This window comes from Amycolatopsis sp. NPDC114478 (genome assembly GCF_055633805.1).
The window spans coordinates 92,134-108,208 of the sequence record NZ_JBVKDO010000028.1 but is presented as its reverse complement, the minus strand read 5'-3'; the positions used below and the strand labels follow the sequence as shown (position 1 = coordinate 108,208).

Genomic DNA, 16,075 nt, shown 5'->3' with positions numbered 1-16,075 from the left:
CACAACTCGTCCGGCACCAGCCGCTGCGACAACTCGTCCATCACAGGCCAAGATCATGCCCGCACCTCAACCAACATCCAAGTGAGACACGCTCTTAGCCCCCGCAACCGGTTGGGCCGTGGTTGACTGGCGGCATGCTGCCCTGGGACGGCGACCTCGCCGGCCGGCTCGACCGGCACACCGTGACTTCCGCATTGCTGCGCGGCAACCCGCTCGGCGACCCGCACGAGCGGCCGCTGTGGGTGTACGTCCCGCCGGGCTACGACGACGGTGCCGAGCGGTACCCGGCGGTGTACGTCATCCAGGGCTACACCGGGCACCTGTCGATGTGGGCCAACCGGACGCCGTTCCGGCAGCCGTTCGTCGAGACGGCGGACGCGGTGTTCGCGAACGGCGCGCCGGGCTGCGTCGTGGTGTACGTCGACGCGTGGACGGCGTACGGCGGCTCGCAGTTCGTCGACTCGCCGGGCACCGGCCGGTACCACTCGTACCTGTGCGACGAGATCGTCCCGTGGGTCGACGAGCACTACCGGACGATCCCGGACCGCGAGTCCCGCGCGATCGCGGGCAAGTCGTCGGGCGGGTTCGGCGCGATGATCACGCCGATGCTGCGCCCGGACCTGTTCGGCGCGCTGGCGACGCACGCGGGCGACTCGCTGTACGAGCTGTGCTACGTCCCGGACTTCGGCAGGGCCGTCCGCGCGTTGCGGGGTTACGACGGCGACATCCAGGCCTGGTGGGCCGACTTCCGGTCCCGCCCGGCGTTCACCTCCCCCGACGACCCGACGCTGCTGCAGCTGCTCGGGGTCTCGGCGTGCTTCTCGGCCCGCCCGGACGGCACCCCGGAGCTGCCGTTCGAACCGGCGACGGGGGTGCTGCGCCCGGAGGTGTGGCAGCGCTGGCTGGACTGGGACCCGGTCCGCATGGTGCCCGCGCGGGCGTCGGCGGTGAGTTCGTGGCGAGCGGTGTGGATCGACGCGGGCACGAGCGACGAGTACTTCCTCGACGTGGGCGCGGAGGCGTTCCGGGCGGAGATCGTCAAGGCGGGGTTGGCCGAGGAGCGGATCCACTTCGAGCTGTTCGAGGCCGGTCACGCGGCGATCGACTACCGGTACCCGTTGTCCTTGGCCTGGCTGGCCGGAAAGCTGGCCCGGTGAACGTCACCGAAACCGATCTCGCGCTGCCCGGCGGGCGCACCCTGCACGCCTACGACACCGGCGGCCCCGCCCGCCTCACCGTCCTCTGGCACCACGGCACACCCAACCTCGGCGCCCCGCCCGGGCCGCTCCTGCCGCTCTCCGAGACGCTCGGCGTCCGGTGGATCTCCTACGACCGGCCCGGCTACGGCTCGTCCACCGCCGTGCCCGACCGGACCGTCGGGCAGGCCGCGGAGTGCGCCACCGCCGTCGCCGACGCGCTCGGCGTCGAGCGCTTCGCCGTCATGGGCCACTCCGGCGGCAGCTCGCACGCCCTCGCCACCGCCGCCCTGCTGCCCGGCCGAGTCGTGGCCGTCGCGAGCCTCGCCGCCGTCGCGCCCTTCCGGGCCGACGGCTGGTTCGACGGCATGGCCGCCGCCGGCGCCGCTTCCCTGCGGGCCGCCACCGAGGGCCGGGCGGCCAAGGAAAAGCACGAAGCCGCCGCTGAGTTCGATCCCGAGGTCTTCACCAAAGCCGACTTCGCCGCCCTCACCGGCTCCTGGTCCTGGCTCGACGAGGTCGTGCGGCCCGCGCTCGGGGCCGTCGGCCTGATCGACGACGACCTCGCGTACGTCACGCCGTGGGGTGGCGATCCCGCCGCCATCACCGCGCCGGTCCTGCTGCTGCACGGCGAGGACGACCGGATGATCCCCGCCACGCACAGCAAGTGGCTGGCCGAGCGGATCCCCGGCGCCGAGCTCCGGCTCTCGCCCGGCGACGGGCACATCTCCGTCCTGAGCCACGCCGCCGACGCACTCACCTGGCTCGCCGGTCAGGACAGCAGCGCCAGCGACGCGACGACCGGGGCCAGGTAGAGCACCGGGAACGCCAGGTGGCCGTACGACCGCGCACGGGCCACGGTGATCACGGCGCCGAGGAAGTACAGCACCAGCCCGATCGCGGCGGCGACGCCGATCGGCGTCCAGAACAGGCCGGCAACCAGGCCGGCCGCGCCGGCGGCCTTCGCCGCGCCGAGCCAGTTCCACCACGCCGGCGGCACGCCGTAGGAGGTGATCGGCTCGACGACCCACTTCGCGCGGGCGAAGACCGAGACGGCCGAGAAGCCGACGAAGGCGGCGGCGAACAGGGTGACGATCACGTAGGCGGTGGACATCGGGACTCCTTCGGGGAGCGCGGACGCCGGGGTTCGGTGTCCGTCACCGCCTCGACTCCGCCCGCCGCGGCGATGTGACCGGCCGTGACGGCGATCACAACCCGAGCCGCAGCACGACCTCCCCGTGGTCGACCTCGCCGGTCGGCGTGAACCCGTACTTCCGGTAGAACACGCCCGGTCCGTCGTCGCCGGGCTGGTGGCTCGTGAGCAGCTCGGTCCCGTCGTCGGCACGCACCAGCGAGACGACCTCGTCCAGCACCGCGCGGCCGATCCCGCGGCCCTGGTGCCGCCCGTCCACGAGCAGCCGCCACAGGAAGTACGGCCCGAGGACGCCGGGCCGGCCGGGCGGCACGTTCCAGCTCAGCATCACGAACACGACCGGCTCGCCGCCCGAGTACACGGCCCGGTACCAGGGCTCGCCTTCGGGCGTCGTCGCGGCGTCCTGCAGTGACTTCGCCACCGACGCGACGAACCGCTCCTGACCGGGCCGCACGCGCAGGGCGCACACCGCGTAGCGGTTGTCGTCGGTGATCTCGACCAGGCGCACCGAGGTGGTCATGCCGCTCCTGTCGGCCGGGGCACGCGCACCTCGCCGGGCGTCCGGTCCGGGCGCAGGCCGCGCCACGACGTGTGGCGCAGGCGCAGATCCGGCGTGACGCGGCGGTAGACGACCTCGCCGACCAGGTCGGGCTCGACCCAGTGGGCGCCCCGGGCGCGGTCGCGCGGCACGTCGGTGCCGAACGGGCACTGCGCGCGGGCCAGCGGCGCCAGGACGTCGCGGAGGCGGTCGAGCGCGTCGTCGGTGAACCCGGTGCCGACGTCGCCGATGTAGACCAGCGTGCCGTCGTCGTCGTAGCCGCCCAGCAGCAGCGCGCCCAGCGTGCCCGCGCGGCGGCCGGCGCCGGTCCGCCAGCCGCCGACGACCACCTCGCGCGTCTGGGTCAGCGCGCGCTTGGTCCACAGCGGCGAACGGGTGCCGGGCAGGTAGGGCGCGTCGAGCCGCTTCGCGACGACGCCCTCGATGCCGTGCTGGGCCGCTGTCGCCAGCAGCTGGTCGGGCGAGAGGTCGGCGCGGGTGTACCAGGGCGGCACGACGAGCCGGCCGTCGGCGGGCCGGACCAGCTCGGCCAGCAGTTCGCGGCGCTGCTCGTACGGCCGCTCCAGCAGCGACTCGGTCCCGATCCGCAGCAGGTCGAAGGCGAAGTAGACGACCGGGACCTCGGCGCGCAGCTTCGCCGTCGGCTCGTGCATGGCGCGGCGCTGCATCAGCTCGAACTCCGGGCGGCCGGCCGCGTTCAGCGCGACGACCTCGCCGTCGAGCACCGCCGCGTGGCCGCCGAGCGCGGGCGCGAAGACGTCCTGCAGCTCGGGGTAGCGGTGGGTGTGGTCGCTGCCGCTGCGGCTGGTGATCCGCGCCTCGCCGGTGCCCGCGACCCGGGCGCAGCCGCGAAAGCCGTCCCACTTCCACTCGTAGCCGTGCCGGCCGTCGTCCGGGAGGGGCCCGTCGACGGCCAGCATCGGCGCCACCGCGTCCGGCACCGTCCCCATCGCTCCAGTGTGGAGGATCGCCCCGCCTCGCGTCACCCGGCCGGCAGCAGCGGCAGCAACTCCTGGTGGCTGCCCGCGCGGCGCAGCACGGGTGAGCCCGGCCCGTCCGGTGCCAGGTCCCCGGCGCGCAGCGCGGCGAGGAACCGCACGATCACCCGCGGCGGCGGCAGGATGTCGGCCCCGCCGAGGTAGGCGAGCACGATCATCTCCTCCCCGCACGCCGCCTCGACCGCGACGGCCCAGCCGTGCACCTCGTCCCACAGCAGCGCCACGTCGCGGTCGGGGTAGCGGCGCAGCCGCCAGTCCACCGCGACGTACGCCGATACCGGGACGTCGATGTCCACGGTGCAGGACTCGAGGCCGAAGCCGAGCGCGCCCGCCACCTCGCCGAGGTACGCGCGCAGCCCGCGCTGGAACCAGAACTCGAGATCGGTGTCGATCAGGACGGACACCCGTTTCCTTTCTTCCCGGATCCTCACCGGGCACCCTGCCCGGCGGGGCGAAGCGGATCAGCCGGCCGCCGCCAGCGCGTCGGCCCGATCCCGGTAGCAGGAGAAGCCGGCGGCGCCGGTCCCCCGCGGCAGCTGCCGCCGCAACGCCGGCGTGCGCACCACCCACGCGACCGGCACGGCCGTTTCGTCCGCGCGGTGCTGCACCCGCAGCAGCGCCCGGAGGCCGGCGCCGGAGCAGAACGTCACCCCGCCGAGGTCCACGACGAGTGCGCCGCCGCGTTCGAGCGCGATTTCCGCGCATTCGACAAAAGTGGAGACGGTCGCCAAATCGATGTCGCCCACCACCACGAGAAGCGTGCACCGATCGCCGGGGAACGTCGTCGTGACCGAGAACGGCTCGCACAACGCTCCCGGTGACGAACGGCCGAAAGCTCGCGAAAGCCGCGGCGGTTTCTGGATCTTCATGACCGGCTCCGGGCGGCTCAAGATGAACGTTTACGGGTAGACCGTACCCACCTCGTCCACCTTGGCGCACAACAAGATCTTCCCGGCCGCCGGGCTGTGCAGCGACACGGCCGTCTGCACGTGCATCCGTCCACAAGGGACGATCGAAATCGCCTGGTCGGACGCGCGGTTCCACAATTCCGACGAATCGGCCGAGCGGCACCCCCGGAACCGGAGTGTCCACATCGGAGAAAAACGATTCCCGAAATTCAACCGAATGCGGGAATCGCGGCGCGCGTCCGCTCCAGATCCGCGAACAGGTCGCCGAGGTCGTCGACGCGGTCGAGCACCTCGCCGGCGGTGAAGCGCAGGTGCGAGACGTGCCGGCAGGCGCGCACCTCGTCCCACGTGACCGGCGTCGAGACGGTCGGCTCGTCGCGCCCCCGCAGCGAATACGGCGCGACCGTCGTCTTGAACGGGTTGTTCTGGCTCCAGTCGATGAAGACCTTGCCCGGCCGCAGCGTCTTGGTCATCCGCGCCACGACGAGGTCCGGCGTCTCGGCGGCGAGCCGGTCCGCGAGCGCCTTCGCGTACTGCGACGTCTCGCCGGGGTCCGTCGTCACGACCCCGGCGTAGAGCTGCATCCCCTTGGAGCCACTGGTCTTCGCGACGGGGGTGAGCCCGTCGGCGGTGAGCACGTCGTGCAGCCGTTCGGCAACGCGGCAGCAGTCGACGACGGTCGCGCCCGGCCCGGGGTCGAGGTCGAACACGAGCCGGTCGGGCGTGCTCCGCTCGTCGGCGGCGTCGACCGTCCACTGGTGGACGTGCAGTTCGAGCGCGGCGAGGTTGGCCGCCCAGACCAGCTCGGGCAGGTCGTTGATCAGCGGGTAGGCGACGACCTCGGAGTCCTTCCCGCGGCCGCCGACGGCGAGGCGCGCGGTGCGGACCCAGTCGGGCGCGTGGCGCGAGACGTCCTTCTCGAAGAACGAGCCGCCGGCGACGCCGTCGGGGAACCGCACGAAGGTCATGGCCCGGTCGCGGATGTGCGGCAGCAGCACCGGCGCGACGCGCGTGTAGTAGTCGAGCACCTCGCCCTTGGTGAAGCCGTGGCGCGGGTAGAGGACCTTCCCGAGGTTCGAGAGCGTCAGCTGCCGCTCGCCCACCCGCACCGTGATCCGGCTCCCCACCACGCCGCCGACGATATCACCCATGGTTATGATGCACTCGTATCAGCAAAACCGGAGGGGGACATCGTGAAGTTCGACGTGCTGCAGATCGTGGGGGCGGTCTTGACGGTCCTGGGTGCCCAGGGCGCGATCCGGCTGCTGGTGGACCACGGGAACACCGGCCTGCTGAGCTGGCTGGGTGCGGGCTTCGCCGGGACGCTGACCGGCTACCTGGTGGTGACGGCGGCGGGGGTCGTGCTGGCCGGCTGGGCGCACGACCGGGCCAAGGCGCTGGGACGGCGGAAGCAGAGCTAGGCGCCGGGCTCTCCGGTGAGGGCCCGGTACACCGGCCGGAGCAGCTCGGCGACGTCTTCGCCGCCCGCCGTGAGCGCGAACGGCGGGGCCTGGTCCACCAGCGCGTCGGCCGACGTCCGGGGCCCGTGCAGCGGCGCCGCGCCACCCAGGCCCGGGGCCTCGCCGCTGTCGAAGAAGGTGTCCATGACGTCGGTCAAGGCCGGCGACCGGTCGTCGGGATCGCGCGGCTCGGCGGAGATGAGCCGGTTCTTCAGCTCCTCGAGCAGCGTCTCGCGGTCCCGGCCGCGCAACGCGAGGATCGTGAACGGATCCTCGGCGACCCGCGCCACGAGCGCGGAGAACACCGCGTTCAGGTGGCCGCACGGCACCTCGGCGGCGGGGCAGGTGCAGTCCAGCGACACTTCCCGCGCCGACGACGGGAACAACGGCAGCCGGACCGCTTTGAAGATCTCTTCGACGTCGCGGGGCACCTCGCCGCGGAGCAGCAGGACCGTCGCCGACGCCTTGGCGGCGAGGGCGTGGGTGATCGCCGCCCAGTCGGTTTTCCCGAACGCCGTCAGCCCGATCCGCACCTGCTGGGAGCGGCCGTCCTGCACCTCGGCGTCGACGCGTCCCGGGCCGACTGCCAAGGACACGACCCGCCCCTGGCCGGGTGCGGGCAGGAGGATGCCCATCGCCGTCAATGCCCGGAGGAAGCGGGTCGACCACCACGGGAGCGGGTCAGTCATCGACCGCCTCCTCCCCCAGGGTCAGCACGCCGCGCAGCGCGTCCGTGGACAGTTCGGTGAGCCAGCTTTCCCCTTCGCCGACGACCATTCCCGCGAGCGCGCGTTTCCTGGTGATCAGGGTGTCGATGCGTTCCTCGATGGTGCCCGGGCAGACGAACTTCCGGACCTGGACGTTCCGCCGTTGCCCGATCCGGAACGCCCGGTCGGTGGCCTGGTTCTCCACGGCCGGGTTCCACCAGCGGTCCAGGTGCAGGACCTGGCCGGCGGCCGTCAGCGTGAGCCCGGAGCCGCCGGCTTTGAGCGAGAGCAACAGGATCCGCGGCCCGTCGCCGGCCTGGAAGCGGTCCACGATGGCGTCCCGCGCCCCCTTTGCCAGGCCACCGTGCAAAAACGCGACTTCGGTGCCGAGCCGGTCCGCCAGGTGCGGCACGAGCATGTGGCCGAACTCGGTGTACTGCGTGAAGCACAGCACCCGGTCGCCCGACGCCAGGATTTCCGCCAGGATCTCTTCGAGCCGGCTGACCTTGCCGGAGCGCTGCCCGATCGGGGAGCCGTCGTGCAGCAGGTGCGCGGGGTGGTTGCAGACCTGCTTGAGCTTCGTGATCGCGGCGAGGACGTTGCCGCGGCGCTTGATGCCTTGGCTGTTCTCGATCTTCTTCATCATCTCGTCGACGATCGCGCTGTACAACGTGCCCTGTTCGCGGGTGAGCCGGTATTCCTGCCGGATTTCGAGCTTTTCCGGCAGTTCGGGGGCGATCGCGGGGTCCGTCTTCACCCGGCGCAGCAGGTACGGCTGCGTGAGCCGGCGCAGCTCGGCGGCCGCGGCGGTGTCGCCGCTGCGCTCGATCGGGGCCGCGAACCGTTGCCGGAACTCGAACCTGGTGCCGAGCAGCCCGGGGTTGAGCAGGTCCAGCACCGACCACAGGTCCGCCAGCCGGTTCTCCACCGGGGTGCCGGTCAGCGCGAGCCGGTGCCCGGCTCCGAACCGCCGCACCGCCTTGGCCGTCGCGGTGTCGGCGTTCTTGATGGCGTGCGCTTCGTCGAGCACCAGGCGTCGCCAGGCGAACGTCTCGAGCTCGTCGGCGTCCCGGGCGGCGGTGGCGTAGGTCGTGACGACGAGGTCGGCCGCCGCGACCTGCTCGGCGAGCGCGTCGCCGTGCGCGCGGGTGCTGCCGTGGTGGGCGTGGACCCGCAGGCCGGGCGCGAAGGTCGCCGCCTCCCGCTGCCACATGCCGACCAGCGACATCGGACACAGCACCAACGTCGGCCCGTGATCGCCGTCCGCCCGCTCGACGGCCTCGAGCGCCAGCGTCTGGACGGTCTTGCCGAGCCCCATGTCGTCGGCCAGGCACGCGCCGAGCCCCAGTGCCGCCATGAACGCCAGCCAGGCGACCCCCCGCTGCTGGTACGGGCGCAGCGTGGCGCGGAACGACGGCGGCAGCTCGACCGGCCGCAGCGTCCGATGGACCCGCTCGGCCAGGACGTCCCCGACCCAGCCGTCGGCGCGGACGCCGGTGACCGGGAGCGGGGTCTCCCGCGTGAGGTGGACGAGCTCCAGCAGCTCGGCCGCGGTGGGGCGCTCAGCCTGCCGGTGCGGGTCGCGGCGCAGGAACTCAAGACCGGCGCGGAGCCCGTCGGCGTCGACGCTGACCCACCTGCCCCGCAGCCGGACCAGCGGTGTCTTCGCCGCGACGAGCTTGGCGAGCTCTTCTTCGCCGATCTCGTCGTCGCCCACCGCGATCGCCCAGCGGAACCCGCCCAGCTCGTCGCGGCCCACCCGGCTGCGGGCGACGACCTGTTCGGAGGGCGCGCTGCGGACGGACAGGCGCAGCCCGAGCCGACGCCGGCCGTCCCAGGTGGCCGGAAGCTGCGCTTCGAACCCGGCCTCGATCAGCCGGGTGGCGCCCGAGGTGAGGAAGTGTTCGGCTTCCTCGACGGTCAGGTCGTATTCGGACGGCTGGGTCCGGCGCAACGCCGGCGCGAGCATCGGTTCCACCAGCGCGGCCCGGCCCAGTTCGGCGGTGAACAGCCCCCGCGGGTCGCGGACCAGCCCGTTCGCCTCGCCCGACCAGATCTGCCCGGCCGACAGCAGCAGGCTCGGATCGGCCGTCGCGCGCAGGAGGAACTGCAGCTGCCACTTGGTGCCATCGCCGGTCTGGTCGTCGGGATCCTCCGCGTCCGCTGGACGGAGGGTGCGCACTTCGGCGAGCCGGAAGCACGCCCGGCCGTCGACGACGTCGGTGTCGGCGACCTCGTCCCACTTCGCGACGGCGTCGGCCAGGACGCGGAGCTCGTCCAGCGGCAGTTCGACGCGGGGAAGGCCGCCCTGCAGCGCGGCCAGCCACGCCCCCGCCGCGCCCCGGCCTCCGCGCAGGTCGACGGGTGGGTCCGCGCGGGCCAGCCGGTCGCGGACCGCCGCGTCGACCAGGGCGTGCAGGGCGTCGGTGACGAGCGCGCGCGGCGAGGCCCCGGTGAGCGGCGCGATCTGCTCGGCCCGCCCGACCGGCGGCATGGCCGCGACGAGTGCGTCGAAGGCGGCGAAGTCCACGCCTTGGAGCACCGGCCGCCACCGGGCCTCCGCGGCGTCGCCCCGGCGGACCAGCGTCGGCAGCACCCGCCCGCGCCGCACCAGATCCGCGGCCAGGTGGGCCACCGCCCGCAGGTAGGTGACCGAGGAGCCGTAGGTGGCCGAGTCGTCGAGGTCGTCCAGCTCGGTCGCGTCCACGATCAACGCCGGCACCGACCACGGCCGCAGCGAGGGCGCACGCCGGTTGGCGCCCGACGTCGGTTCCGAGGAGGCGAGCGGCCGGTTCGCCCGCGACGGCAGCAGCAAGGTCACCGATGTGGGCTTGCCGGGATGCAGCGCGGTCAGCTGCGCGCTGGAGACGGCGAACGGATGCGGAAGCGCGATGTGCGCCGAACGGCTCGACGTGCCGGCCGGGCGTCGGTCGTGCTCCGCCCAGAGCAGCAGCCCCCGGCCCTGCGACCACAAGGCGTGCACCGAGGGCAAGGTCTGGGGCTCCTTCGTCCGGTCCGGGTTCCCCGCAGATCGTCGCACGATGGCGCGGTTCGGCCACGGCGGGTCGATCCCGTTGGGTACGGTCTTGGCCGAATGCGGGTTCCGGCTGAACGGGTTGTCGATCCCGGCCGGCTTCGTTCGACGCGTAGCCGAAGGGGCCCGCAGGGGGCACGACCACCGGACACCGAGGACGTTCCATGACCGAACTGAACACCGGCCACGCCCGGCAGGCGATCGTCGATCACACGCGGCGGCTGGCGGAAGCAGCCGCCGAGGCCGGACCCGGCGCCGCCGTGCCGGCCACCCCGGGGTGGACCGTCACCGACCTGGTCCGGCACGTGGGCCAGACCCAGCACTGGGTCGCGGAGATCATCGAGCGCCGCATCACCGACCCCGCGCAGCTGCCGACGGAGCTGGCCGTACTCCCCTCCGATGCCCGCGAGTGGCCGGCGTGGCTGGCGGAGTCCGCGCAGCGGGTCGCGAGCGCGTGCTCCGATTCCGCGCTCGACGCGCCCGTGTTCAACGCCGCGGGCGACGAGCGGTCCGGGACGCGGTTCTGGATGTCCAGCATGCTCAACGAGGCGGTCGTCCACGGCTCCGACGCGGCCGGCGCCGCGGGCCGCCCGGCCGACATCGACGCCGGCGTCGCGTCCGCGCTCATCGGCAACCACCTCACGATGCTCACCTCCCCCACGTGGGAGGCGCGGCGGCCCGAGTCCGCCCACGCCCTCCGGGGCACCGGGCAGACGCTGCTGTGGCAGGCGACCGACACCGCGGACGCCTGGCTCGTCGAGCGGCGGCCGGACGGGGCCACGTGGCAGCCGGGAACCGGGCCGGCCGACGTGACGGTGACCGGCCCGGCGCGATCGCTGCTGCTGGTCTTGACCCGCCGGCTCCCCTTGGCCGACCGCGAAGCCGGCATCAGCGTCGACGGCGACACCGGCGTCGCCCAGCACTGGCTGGACAACACCGCGCACGCCGCCGGCTGACCGGCTCAAGCCGGCCGGGCGCCGCTCAAGCCAGCCGCGCCGCTCAAGCAGGCCGGACAGCCGGCCAGGCGGGCGCCACTCAAGCCGGCCCCGCGCCACTCAAGCCAGCCGCGCGCCGCTCAAGCCGACCGGGCGCCACTCAAGCCGACCGGGCAGCCGGCCAGGCGGGCGCCACTCAAGCCGGTCGGGCGCCGGGCCGAAGGCCGTCCATCAGGAGGTCCAGCAGCCGGCCGGCCTTGGCTTCCTGCCCGGGCCGGGGGGCCACGGTGAAGATGCCGATGAGGGACGCGGCGATGTCTTCGGCGCTGACGTCGGAGCGCAGGTCGCCCGCCGCGCGGCCGGCGTCGAGAATCGTGGTGATGGCCGCCAGCAGCTCGCCGCGGGTGTCGGCATGGGCGATCTCGCCCGACTCGATCATCGCGAGCAGCGTGTCGAGCATGCCGTTCTTGGTCGCGATCCAGTCGCCGAACAAGTCCATCCAGCGCCGCATCGCCGCGGCCGGGGCCAGGTGGTCGAGCAGCTCGCGGGCGCCGGTCGTCAGCCGTCCGACCTGGTCGCGGTAGACCGCGTCGACCAGCGACTCGCGGGTCGGGAAGTGCCGGTAGAGCGTGGCGATGCCGACCCCGGCCTCGCGGGCGATCGCCCGCATCGACGGCTCGCCGTCGGCCGCCACGAACACGCGGGTCGCCACCGCGAGCAGCTGGTCGCGGTTGCGGGCCGCGTCCGCCCGCGGCGCCCTCGTCTCCGACTCAGTCAAAACGGATCACGCTCCGGTTGTGTTAGGGTCGGTCAGGTAAACGGAGCATAGTCCGTTTCGATGCGTTCCGGAGGAGACAGGCGTTCATGCAGGAAAACCAGAGCAGGGCGGTCCGGCTCGACTCGTTCGGCGGTCCCGAGGTCCTGGACGTCCAGGAGGTCCCCGCGCCGCAAGCCGGCCCGGGACAGGTCCGGGTGCGGGTCACCGCGGCCGGCCTGAACCCGATGGACTGGATCATGACCGCCGACGCGGACACGGCCGCCCGGTTCGGCTTGAGCCTACCGGCGGGGTTCGGGACCGACTTCGCGGGAGTCGTCGACCAGGCCGGTGCCGGGGTGACCGGCTTCGCCCCCGGCGACCGGGTGTTCGGGGCCGCCCTGTCCCGCGCGGTCGCCGACTTCGTGGTGGTCGACGCGGGCGCCGAGGTCGCGGCGAACGAGGTCCACCACACCCCCGGCGGCGTCGACGACCGCACCGCCGCCACCCTCGCGATCGCCGGCCGCACGGCGTCCGCCGCCCTCGCCGTGGTCGCCCCCGGCCCGGACGACACGGTGCTGATCGGCGGCGGGGCGGGCGGGGTCGGGGTGTTCGCCGTCCAGCTGGCCCGGATCGCGGGAGCACGCGTGATCGGGACGGGCTCGGCGAGCTCGGCCGGTTTCCTGCGCGATCTCGGCGCCGAACCGGTCGGCTACGGCGACGGCCTGGCCGAGCGGGTCCGAGCCCTCGCACCCGGCGGCGTCACCGCCGCCATCGACCTGTTCGGCACGCAGACGGTAGGCGCGGCCAGGGAACTCGGCGTCCCGGACGACCGCATCTGCACGATCGCCGCGCAAGTCGACGGAGTGCCCGGGGCCAACGGCGCGAACGCGCCTTCCGGTTCCCTGGCGGAGATCGCCCGCCTGGTCGCGGCCGGCCGGCTCCGCGTGCCCATCGCGGCGAACTTCCCGATCGAGCAGATCCGCCGCGCGGCCGAGCTGCAAGCGGGCCGGCACGTCCACGGCAAGGTCGTCATCGACCTCTAGCGCAACGCCGTCACGACAATGCTCAGGTTCTCGCTGACGGCGGTGGATCGGCGACGCCGTCGGCGGCTGCGAGCCCGAGAGCGGCGAGCAGCAGCGCGCAGTCGTCGGCGTCCTTCGCCGCCGAGGCCACCAGCCGGGCGCCGTGGTAGCGCTGGTCGCGGGTGAGCTCGACGGGATTTGAGCCGGGCTCCTCGGGTCGTGCCGGGGCGCGCCTCATCGGTGCCTCCGGGACGTCGCAGTGGCCATCGGTCCTCCCCGGTCGCGGCCGGACTCCGCAGTGTATGCCCGAACGGGGCGGCGCGGGTTTTTCACGCCGGGACCACCCGCCTGGACGACTACTTCGGCAGCCGGCGGACCTACGCTGGGCAATTCCCGCCCCGGACCCGGCCAGGGCCGTGGTACCCGGCAACGCCGCCGGGCGAACGTCTGCCGTGGAGCGCGAACCACCGCGCCGAACCGAGGAGATGCGCCCGATGACCGAGCTGGCACCCGAAGAGATCGACCGCATCGGCGAGGAACTGGACGCCCTCCGCCGGCGCGTGGTCGCCGACCTCGGCGTGGCCGACGCCGAGTACATCCGGAAAGTCGTTGCGGCACAACGGTTCTGCGAGGTTTCGGGCCGGGTGCTGCTGTTCGCCGGCTGGTTCCCGCCCGCCTGGCTCGGCGGGGTCGCCGCGCTCGCGGTGTCGAAGATCCTCGACAACATGGAGATCGGCCACAACGTCATGCACGGCCAGTACGACTGGATGAAGGACCCCGCGCTCAATTCGCGGACCTTCGAATGGGACATGGTGTGCCCGGGCGACCAATGGCGCCGCTCGCACAACTTCATGCACCACACCTACACCAACATCCTCGACAAGGACCGCGACGTCGGCTACGGCATCCTGCGGATCAGCGAGGACCAGCGGTGGCACCCGTACTACCTCGGCAACCCGCTGTACGCCGCGGCGCAGGCGGTGTTCTTCGAGTACGGCATCATGCTGCACGACCTGGAGGTGGACCGGATCGTGCAGGGCCGGCGGACCTGGTCCGACGTCCGGCCGCTGGTGGCCCCGATGCTGCGCAAGACCGCCCGGCAGGCGGGCAAGGACTACGTCGTCTTCCCGGTGCTCACCGGCCCGCTGGCGCCGCTGACCCTGACCGCGAACGCCGGCGCCAACCTGATCCGCAACCTCTGGGCGTTCGCGGTCATCTTCTGCGGTCACTTCCCCGACGGCACCGAAGTGTTCACCGAGCGGGAAAGCGAAGACGAAAGCCGCGGGAAGTGGTACCTGCGGCAGATGCTCGGTTCGGCGAACATCACCGGCAGCCCGTTGTTCCACCTGCTGTCGGGAAATCTCAGCCACCAGATCGAGCACCACCTGTTCCCGGATCTGCCTTCGCGCCGCTACCCGCAGATCGCCGCGGAAGTGCGCGAAATCTGCGAACGGCACCACCTGCCGTACAACACGGGGAGCCTGTCCCACCAGCTCGGCTCGGTTTTCCGGAAGATCTTCCGGCTGGCTTTGCCCCGGGCACGCGGTGACCTCGCGCGGTAGGGTGCGGGAAACGCACCCGCGGTGGCGGAGCTGATCCGGACCCTGTCTTTTCCGAGTCGGTGTGGTGTGCAGACACCGGCTCGGAGGAGATCGAATGCGGCGGCGGGTCGCCCGTGGCTGAAATCGACGTCCTGCGGGCGAGCGTGCTGGCCGCGCTCGCCGGCGGCCGGCCCGGCAGCGGGGTCGACATGGTCGGCCGGGTGTGCCGCGCGTGCGTCCGGTTGCTCCCCGTGGACGGCGCCGCGGTGTCGGTGATGGCCGACGCCGGACATCGCGAGGTCGTTTACACCAGCGACGCGGTGAGTGCGGCGTTGGCCGAACTGCAGTTCGCCCTCGGGGAAGGGCCGTGTTTCGAGGCCTACACCCACGGCGGCCCGGTCCTGGTCGCCGATCTCGGCGCCGGGCTGCCCACCGCCTGGCCGGTGTTCGCCGCGCAGGCCGCCGAGTACCCGGTGGCGGCGCTGTTCACCTTCCCGCTGCAGATCGGGGTCGTGCGGGTGGCGACCCTGGACACCTACCGGGCGACCCCGGGTTCCCTGGCCGGCGAGGAGCTCGCGACCGCCCTGCAGGTCGCGGACCTCGCCGCGCTGGCCCTGTCCGGGCTGCTCGGCGGGGACCGCTGGCTCGACGGGGACGGGCGGTGGATGGAGGGGCCGGGATGCGGCACCGGGAGGTGCACCAGGCCACCGGGATGCTGATCGCGCACCTGGACCTGTCGGCCGCGGAGGCACTGGCCCGGATGCGCGCGTATGCGTTCGGGCACAGTCGCGCGCTGCGCGACGTCGCCGCCGACATCGTCGCCGGCCGGCTCGAAGTGGACCGGGAGCCCTGGTGAGGACGACCATGAAGACATCCGACGAGCACCAGGAGGTGGTGGGCATGGCCGACCGTGAACGACAGGTGACCCGGACGTTCGTCGCGTTGGCCGACACCCTCGTCGACGACTTCGACGTCGCCGACCTGCTGCACACGCTGGTGCGGCGTTGTGTGGAGCTGCTCGACGTCGCCGCGGCCGGCCTGACGCTGGTGGACGAGCGCGGGAGCGTGCAGGTGCTCGCGTCCTCCACTGAGCAGGCCCGTCTGCTGGAGCTCTTCCAGCTCGGCATCGACGAGGGTCCGTGCGTGGAGTGCTTCGAGACCCGGGCCCCGGTCCTGGTCGCCGACGTCGCCGCGGTGGCCGCGGTTCGCGGCGGAGGCGTCCCGGCAGGGGTTCGCGTCGGTGCACGCGCTGCCGATGCGGTTGCGCAAGCAGGTCGTGGGCGCGCTGAACCTGTTCGGCGCCCGGCCTGGTGAGCTCGGGGCGGACGATGTCGACCTGGCGCAGGGGCTGGCCGACACGGCGACGATCGGCATTCTCCAGGAGCGGGCGATCCGGCGCGGGGAGACGTTGTCCGAGCAGCTGCAGACCGCCCTGAACAGCCGGGTGACCATCGAGCAGGCGAAGGGCGTCCTCGCCGTGACCGGCCGGCTCAGCATGGACGACGCCTTCACCGCGTTGCGCGGCTACGCCCGCAGCCACAACCTGCTGCTCGGCGAGGTCGCCCGCGGGCTCGGGGAACGGAAGCTCGATCCCGCGCTTGTGCTGTCCCGGCAGGATCGCCGGACCTGACCGGGGTCATCGCCGGGTGGTGAGGTACGGCCTCGGGTCGAAGCTCTTCTCGGATCGGGTTGCGACAAGCCAGGCTGACATGAGTCGTCGTTGATCGTTTCCGCGGCACGACGTCGATTCTCCGACGATTCCGTGAATCGCCGTGATCTACCGCAAACGATTCCATCGCGGAATG

18 protein-coding genes and 1 pseudogene are annotated in these 16,075 nt (G+C 72.9%); 9 read left to right on the top strand and 10 right to left on the bottom strand.

Annotation, left to right across the window (positions count from 1 at the left end):
• The first annotated feature begins 134 nt into the window (after positions 1 to 134).
• Complete coding sequence (locus ACZ7OH_RS45300; protein ID WP_470286578.1) at positions 135 to 1,157, top strand: alpha/beta hydrolase; 1,023 nt, start codon at positions 135 to 137, stop codon at positions 1,155 to 1,157.
• Entirely contained in the window at positions 1,154 to 2,011 is an 858-nt protein-coding gene (locus ACZ7OH_RS45295) for an alpha/beta fold hydrolase (RefSeq protein WP_470286577.1), read from the top strand. The genes ACZ7OH_RS45300 and ACZ7OH_RS45295 overlap by 4 nt, the downstream gene beginning before the upstream one ends.
• On the opposite strand, the gene ACZ7OH_RS45290 is transcribed toward ACZ7OH_RS45295, so the two are convergent.
• The 6 genes from ACZ7OH_RS45290 to ligD (ACZ7OH_RS45265) all read right to left on the bottom strand — a co-directional run bounded on the left by ACZ7OH_RS45290 (position 1,969) and on the right by ligD (ACZ7OH_RS45265) (position 5,944).
• Positions 1,969 to 2,310, bottom strand: coding sequence for a DoxX family protein (locus ACZ7OH_RS45290; protein WP_470286576.1), 342 nt, complete (start codon positions 2,308 to 2,310; stop codon positions 1,969 to 1,971). The two genes, ACZ7OH_RS45295 and ACZ7OH_RS45290, sit on opposite strands and share 43 nt — an antisense overlap.
• 94 nt (positions 2,311 to 2,404) lie before the next feature.
• Entirely contained in the window at positions 2,405 to 2,869 is a 465-nt protein-coding gene (locus ACZ7OH_RS45285; RefSeq protein WP_470286575.1) for a GNAT family N-acetyltransferase, read from the bottom strand.
• Positions 2,866 to 3,858 (bottom strand): non-homologous end-joining DNA ligase, encoded by a 993-nt coding sequence (gene ligD, locus ACZ7OH_RS45280; protein ID WP_470286574.1) that lies wholly within the window; start codon positions 3,856 to 3,858, stop codon positions 2,866 to 2,868. Before ligD (ACZ7OH_RS45280) ends, ACZ7OH_RS45285 begins: the two co-directional genes overlap by 4 nt.
• Before the next feature lie 32 nt (positions 3,859 to 3,890).
• Entirely contained in the window at positions 3,891 to 4,310 is a 420-nt protein-coding gene (locus tag ACZ7OH_RS45275) for a DUF6292 family protein (protein ID WP_470286573.1), read from the bottom strand.
• Positions 4,311 to 4,367: 57 nt separating this feature from the next.
• Complete coding sequence (locus tag ACZ7OH_RS45270; RefSeq protein ID WP_470286572.1) at positions 4,368 to 4,775, bottom strand: STAS domain-containing protein; 408 nt, start codon at positions 4,773 to 4,775, stop codon at positions 4,368 to 4,370.
• 248 nt (positions 4,776 to 5,023) lie between these two features.
• Positions 5,024 to 5,944, bottom strand: a complete 921-nt coding sequence (ligD, locus tag ACZ7OH_RS45265; protein ID WP_470286579.1) for a non-homologous end-joining DNA ligase — start codon at positions 5,942 to 5,944, stop codon at positions 5,024 to 5,026.
• A 63-nt stretch (positions 5,945 to 6,007) separates the two neighbouring features.
• Between ligD (ACZ7OH_RS45265) and ACZ7OH_RS45260 the strand changes: the two genes are divergently transcribed.
• The gene (locus ACZ7OH_RS45260) at positions 6,008 to 6,235 is read left to right on the top strand and encodes a hypothetical protein (protein WP_470286571.1); all 228 of its coding nucleotides are present in this window, start codon (positions 6,008 to 6,010) and stop codon (positions 6,233 to 6,235) included.
• On the opposite strand, the gene ACZ7OH_RS45255 is transcribed toward ACZ7OH_RS45260, so the two are convergent.
• The gene (locus ACZ7OH_RS45255; RefSeq protein WP_470286570.1) at positions 6,232 to 6,963 is read right to left on the bottom strand and encodes an SWIM zinc finger family protein; all 732 of its coding nucleotides are present in this window, start codon (positions 6,961 to 6,963) and stop codon (positions 6,232 to 6,234) included. The genes ACZ7OH_RS45260 and ACZ7OH_RS45255 overlap by 4 nt on opposite strands.
• Positions 6,956 to 9,973: a DEAD/DEAH box helicase gene (locus ACZ7OH_RS45250; RefSeq protein ID WP_470286569.1), complete on the bottom strand. Its 3,018-nt coding sequence runs from the start codon at positions 9,971 to 9,973 to the stop codon at positions 6,956 to 6,958. The genes ACZ7OH_RS45255 and ACZ7OH_RS45250 overlap by 8 nt, the downstream gene beginning before the upstream one ends.
• Before the next feature lie 206 nt (positions 9,974 to 10,179).
• Between ACZ7OH_RS45250 and ACZ7OH_RS45245 the strand changes: the two genes are divergently transcribed.
• The gene (locus ACZ7OH_RS45245) at positions 10,180 to 10,971 is read left to right on the top strand and encodes a maleylpyruvate isomerase family mycothiol-dependent enzyme (protein WP_470286568.1); all 792 of its coding nucleotides are present in this window, start codon (positions 10,180 to 10,182) and stop codon (positions 10,969 to 10,971) included.
• Positions 10,972 to 11,146: 175 nt separating this feature from the next.
• Here ACZ7OH_RS45245 and ACZ7OH_RS45240 read toward each other — a convergent pair whose 3' ends face one another.
• A complete protein-coding gene (locus ACZ7OH_RS45240) occupies positions 11,147 to 11,728 on the bottom strand; it encodes a TetR/AcrR family transcriptional regulator (protein WP_470286567.1) in 582 nt (193 codons plus the stop codon).
• An 86-nt stretch (positions 11,729 to 11,814) separates the two neighbouring features.
• On the opposite strand from ACZ7OH_RS45240, the gene ACZ7OH_RS45235 reads away from it, so the two are divergent.
• A complete protein-coding gene (locus tag ACZ7OH_RS45235; RefSeq protein WP_470286566.1) occupies positions 11,815 to 12,750 on the top strand; it encodes an NADP-dependent oxidoreductase in 936 nt (311 codons plus the stop codon).
• 22 nt (positions 12,751 to 12,772) lie between these two features.
• Here ACZ7OH_RS45235 and ACZ7OH_RS45230 read toward each other — a convergent pair whose 3' ends face one another.
• Positions 12,773 to 12,967, bottom strand: a complete 195-nt coding sequence (locus ACZ7OH_RS45230) for a hypothetical protein (RefSeq protein WP_470286565.1) — start codon at positions 12,965 to 12,967, stop codon at positions 12,773 to 12,775.
• Between the two features lie 256 nt (positions 12,968 to 13,223).
• Between ACZ7OH_RS45230 and ACZ7OH_RS45225 the strand changes: the two genes are divergently transcribed.
• The 4 genes and pseudogenes from ACZ7OH_RS45225 to ACZ7OH_RS45210 all read left to right on the top strand — a co-directional run bounded on the left by ACZ7OH_RS45225 (position 13,224) and on the right by ACZ7OH_RS45210 (position 15,900).
• Positions 13,224 to 14,291, top strand: a complete 1,068-nt coding sequence (locus ACZ7OH_RS45225; protein WP_470286564.1) for a fatty acid desaturase family protein — start codon at positions 13,224 to 13,226, stop codon at positions 14,289 to 14,291.
• A 113-nt stretch (positions 14,292 to 14,404) separates the two neighbouring features.
• Positions 14,405 to 14,989, top strand: coding sequence for a GAF domain-containing protein (locus tag ACZ7OH_RS45220; protein WP_470286563.1), 585 nt, complete (start codon positions 14,405 to 14,407; stop codon positions 14,987 to 14,989).
• A complete protein-coding gene (locus tag ACZ7OH_RS45215; RefSeq protein ID WP_470286562.1) occupies positions 14,950 to 15,126 on the top strand; it encodes an ANTAR domain-containing protein in 177 nt (58 codons plus the stop codon). Before ACZ7OH_RS45220 ends, ACZ7OH_RS45215 begins: the two co-directional genes overlap by 40 nt.
• Before the next feature lie 44 nt (positions 15,127 to 15,170).
• Positions 15,171 to 15,900, top strand: a pseudogene (locus ACZ7OH_RS45210) (GAF and ANTAR domain-containing protein).
• Positions 15,901 to 16,075: the final 175 nt, after the last annotated feature.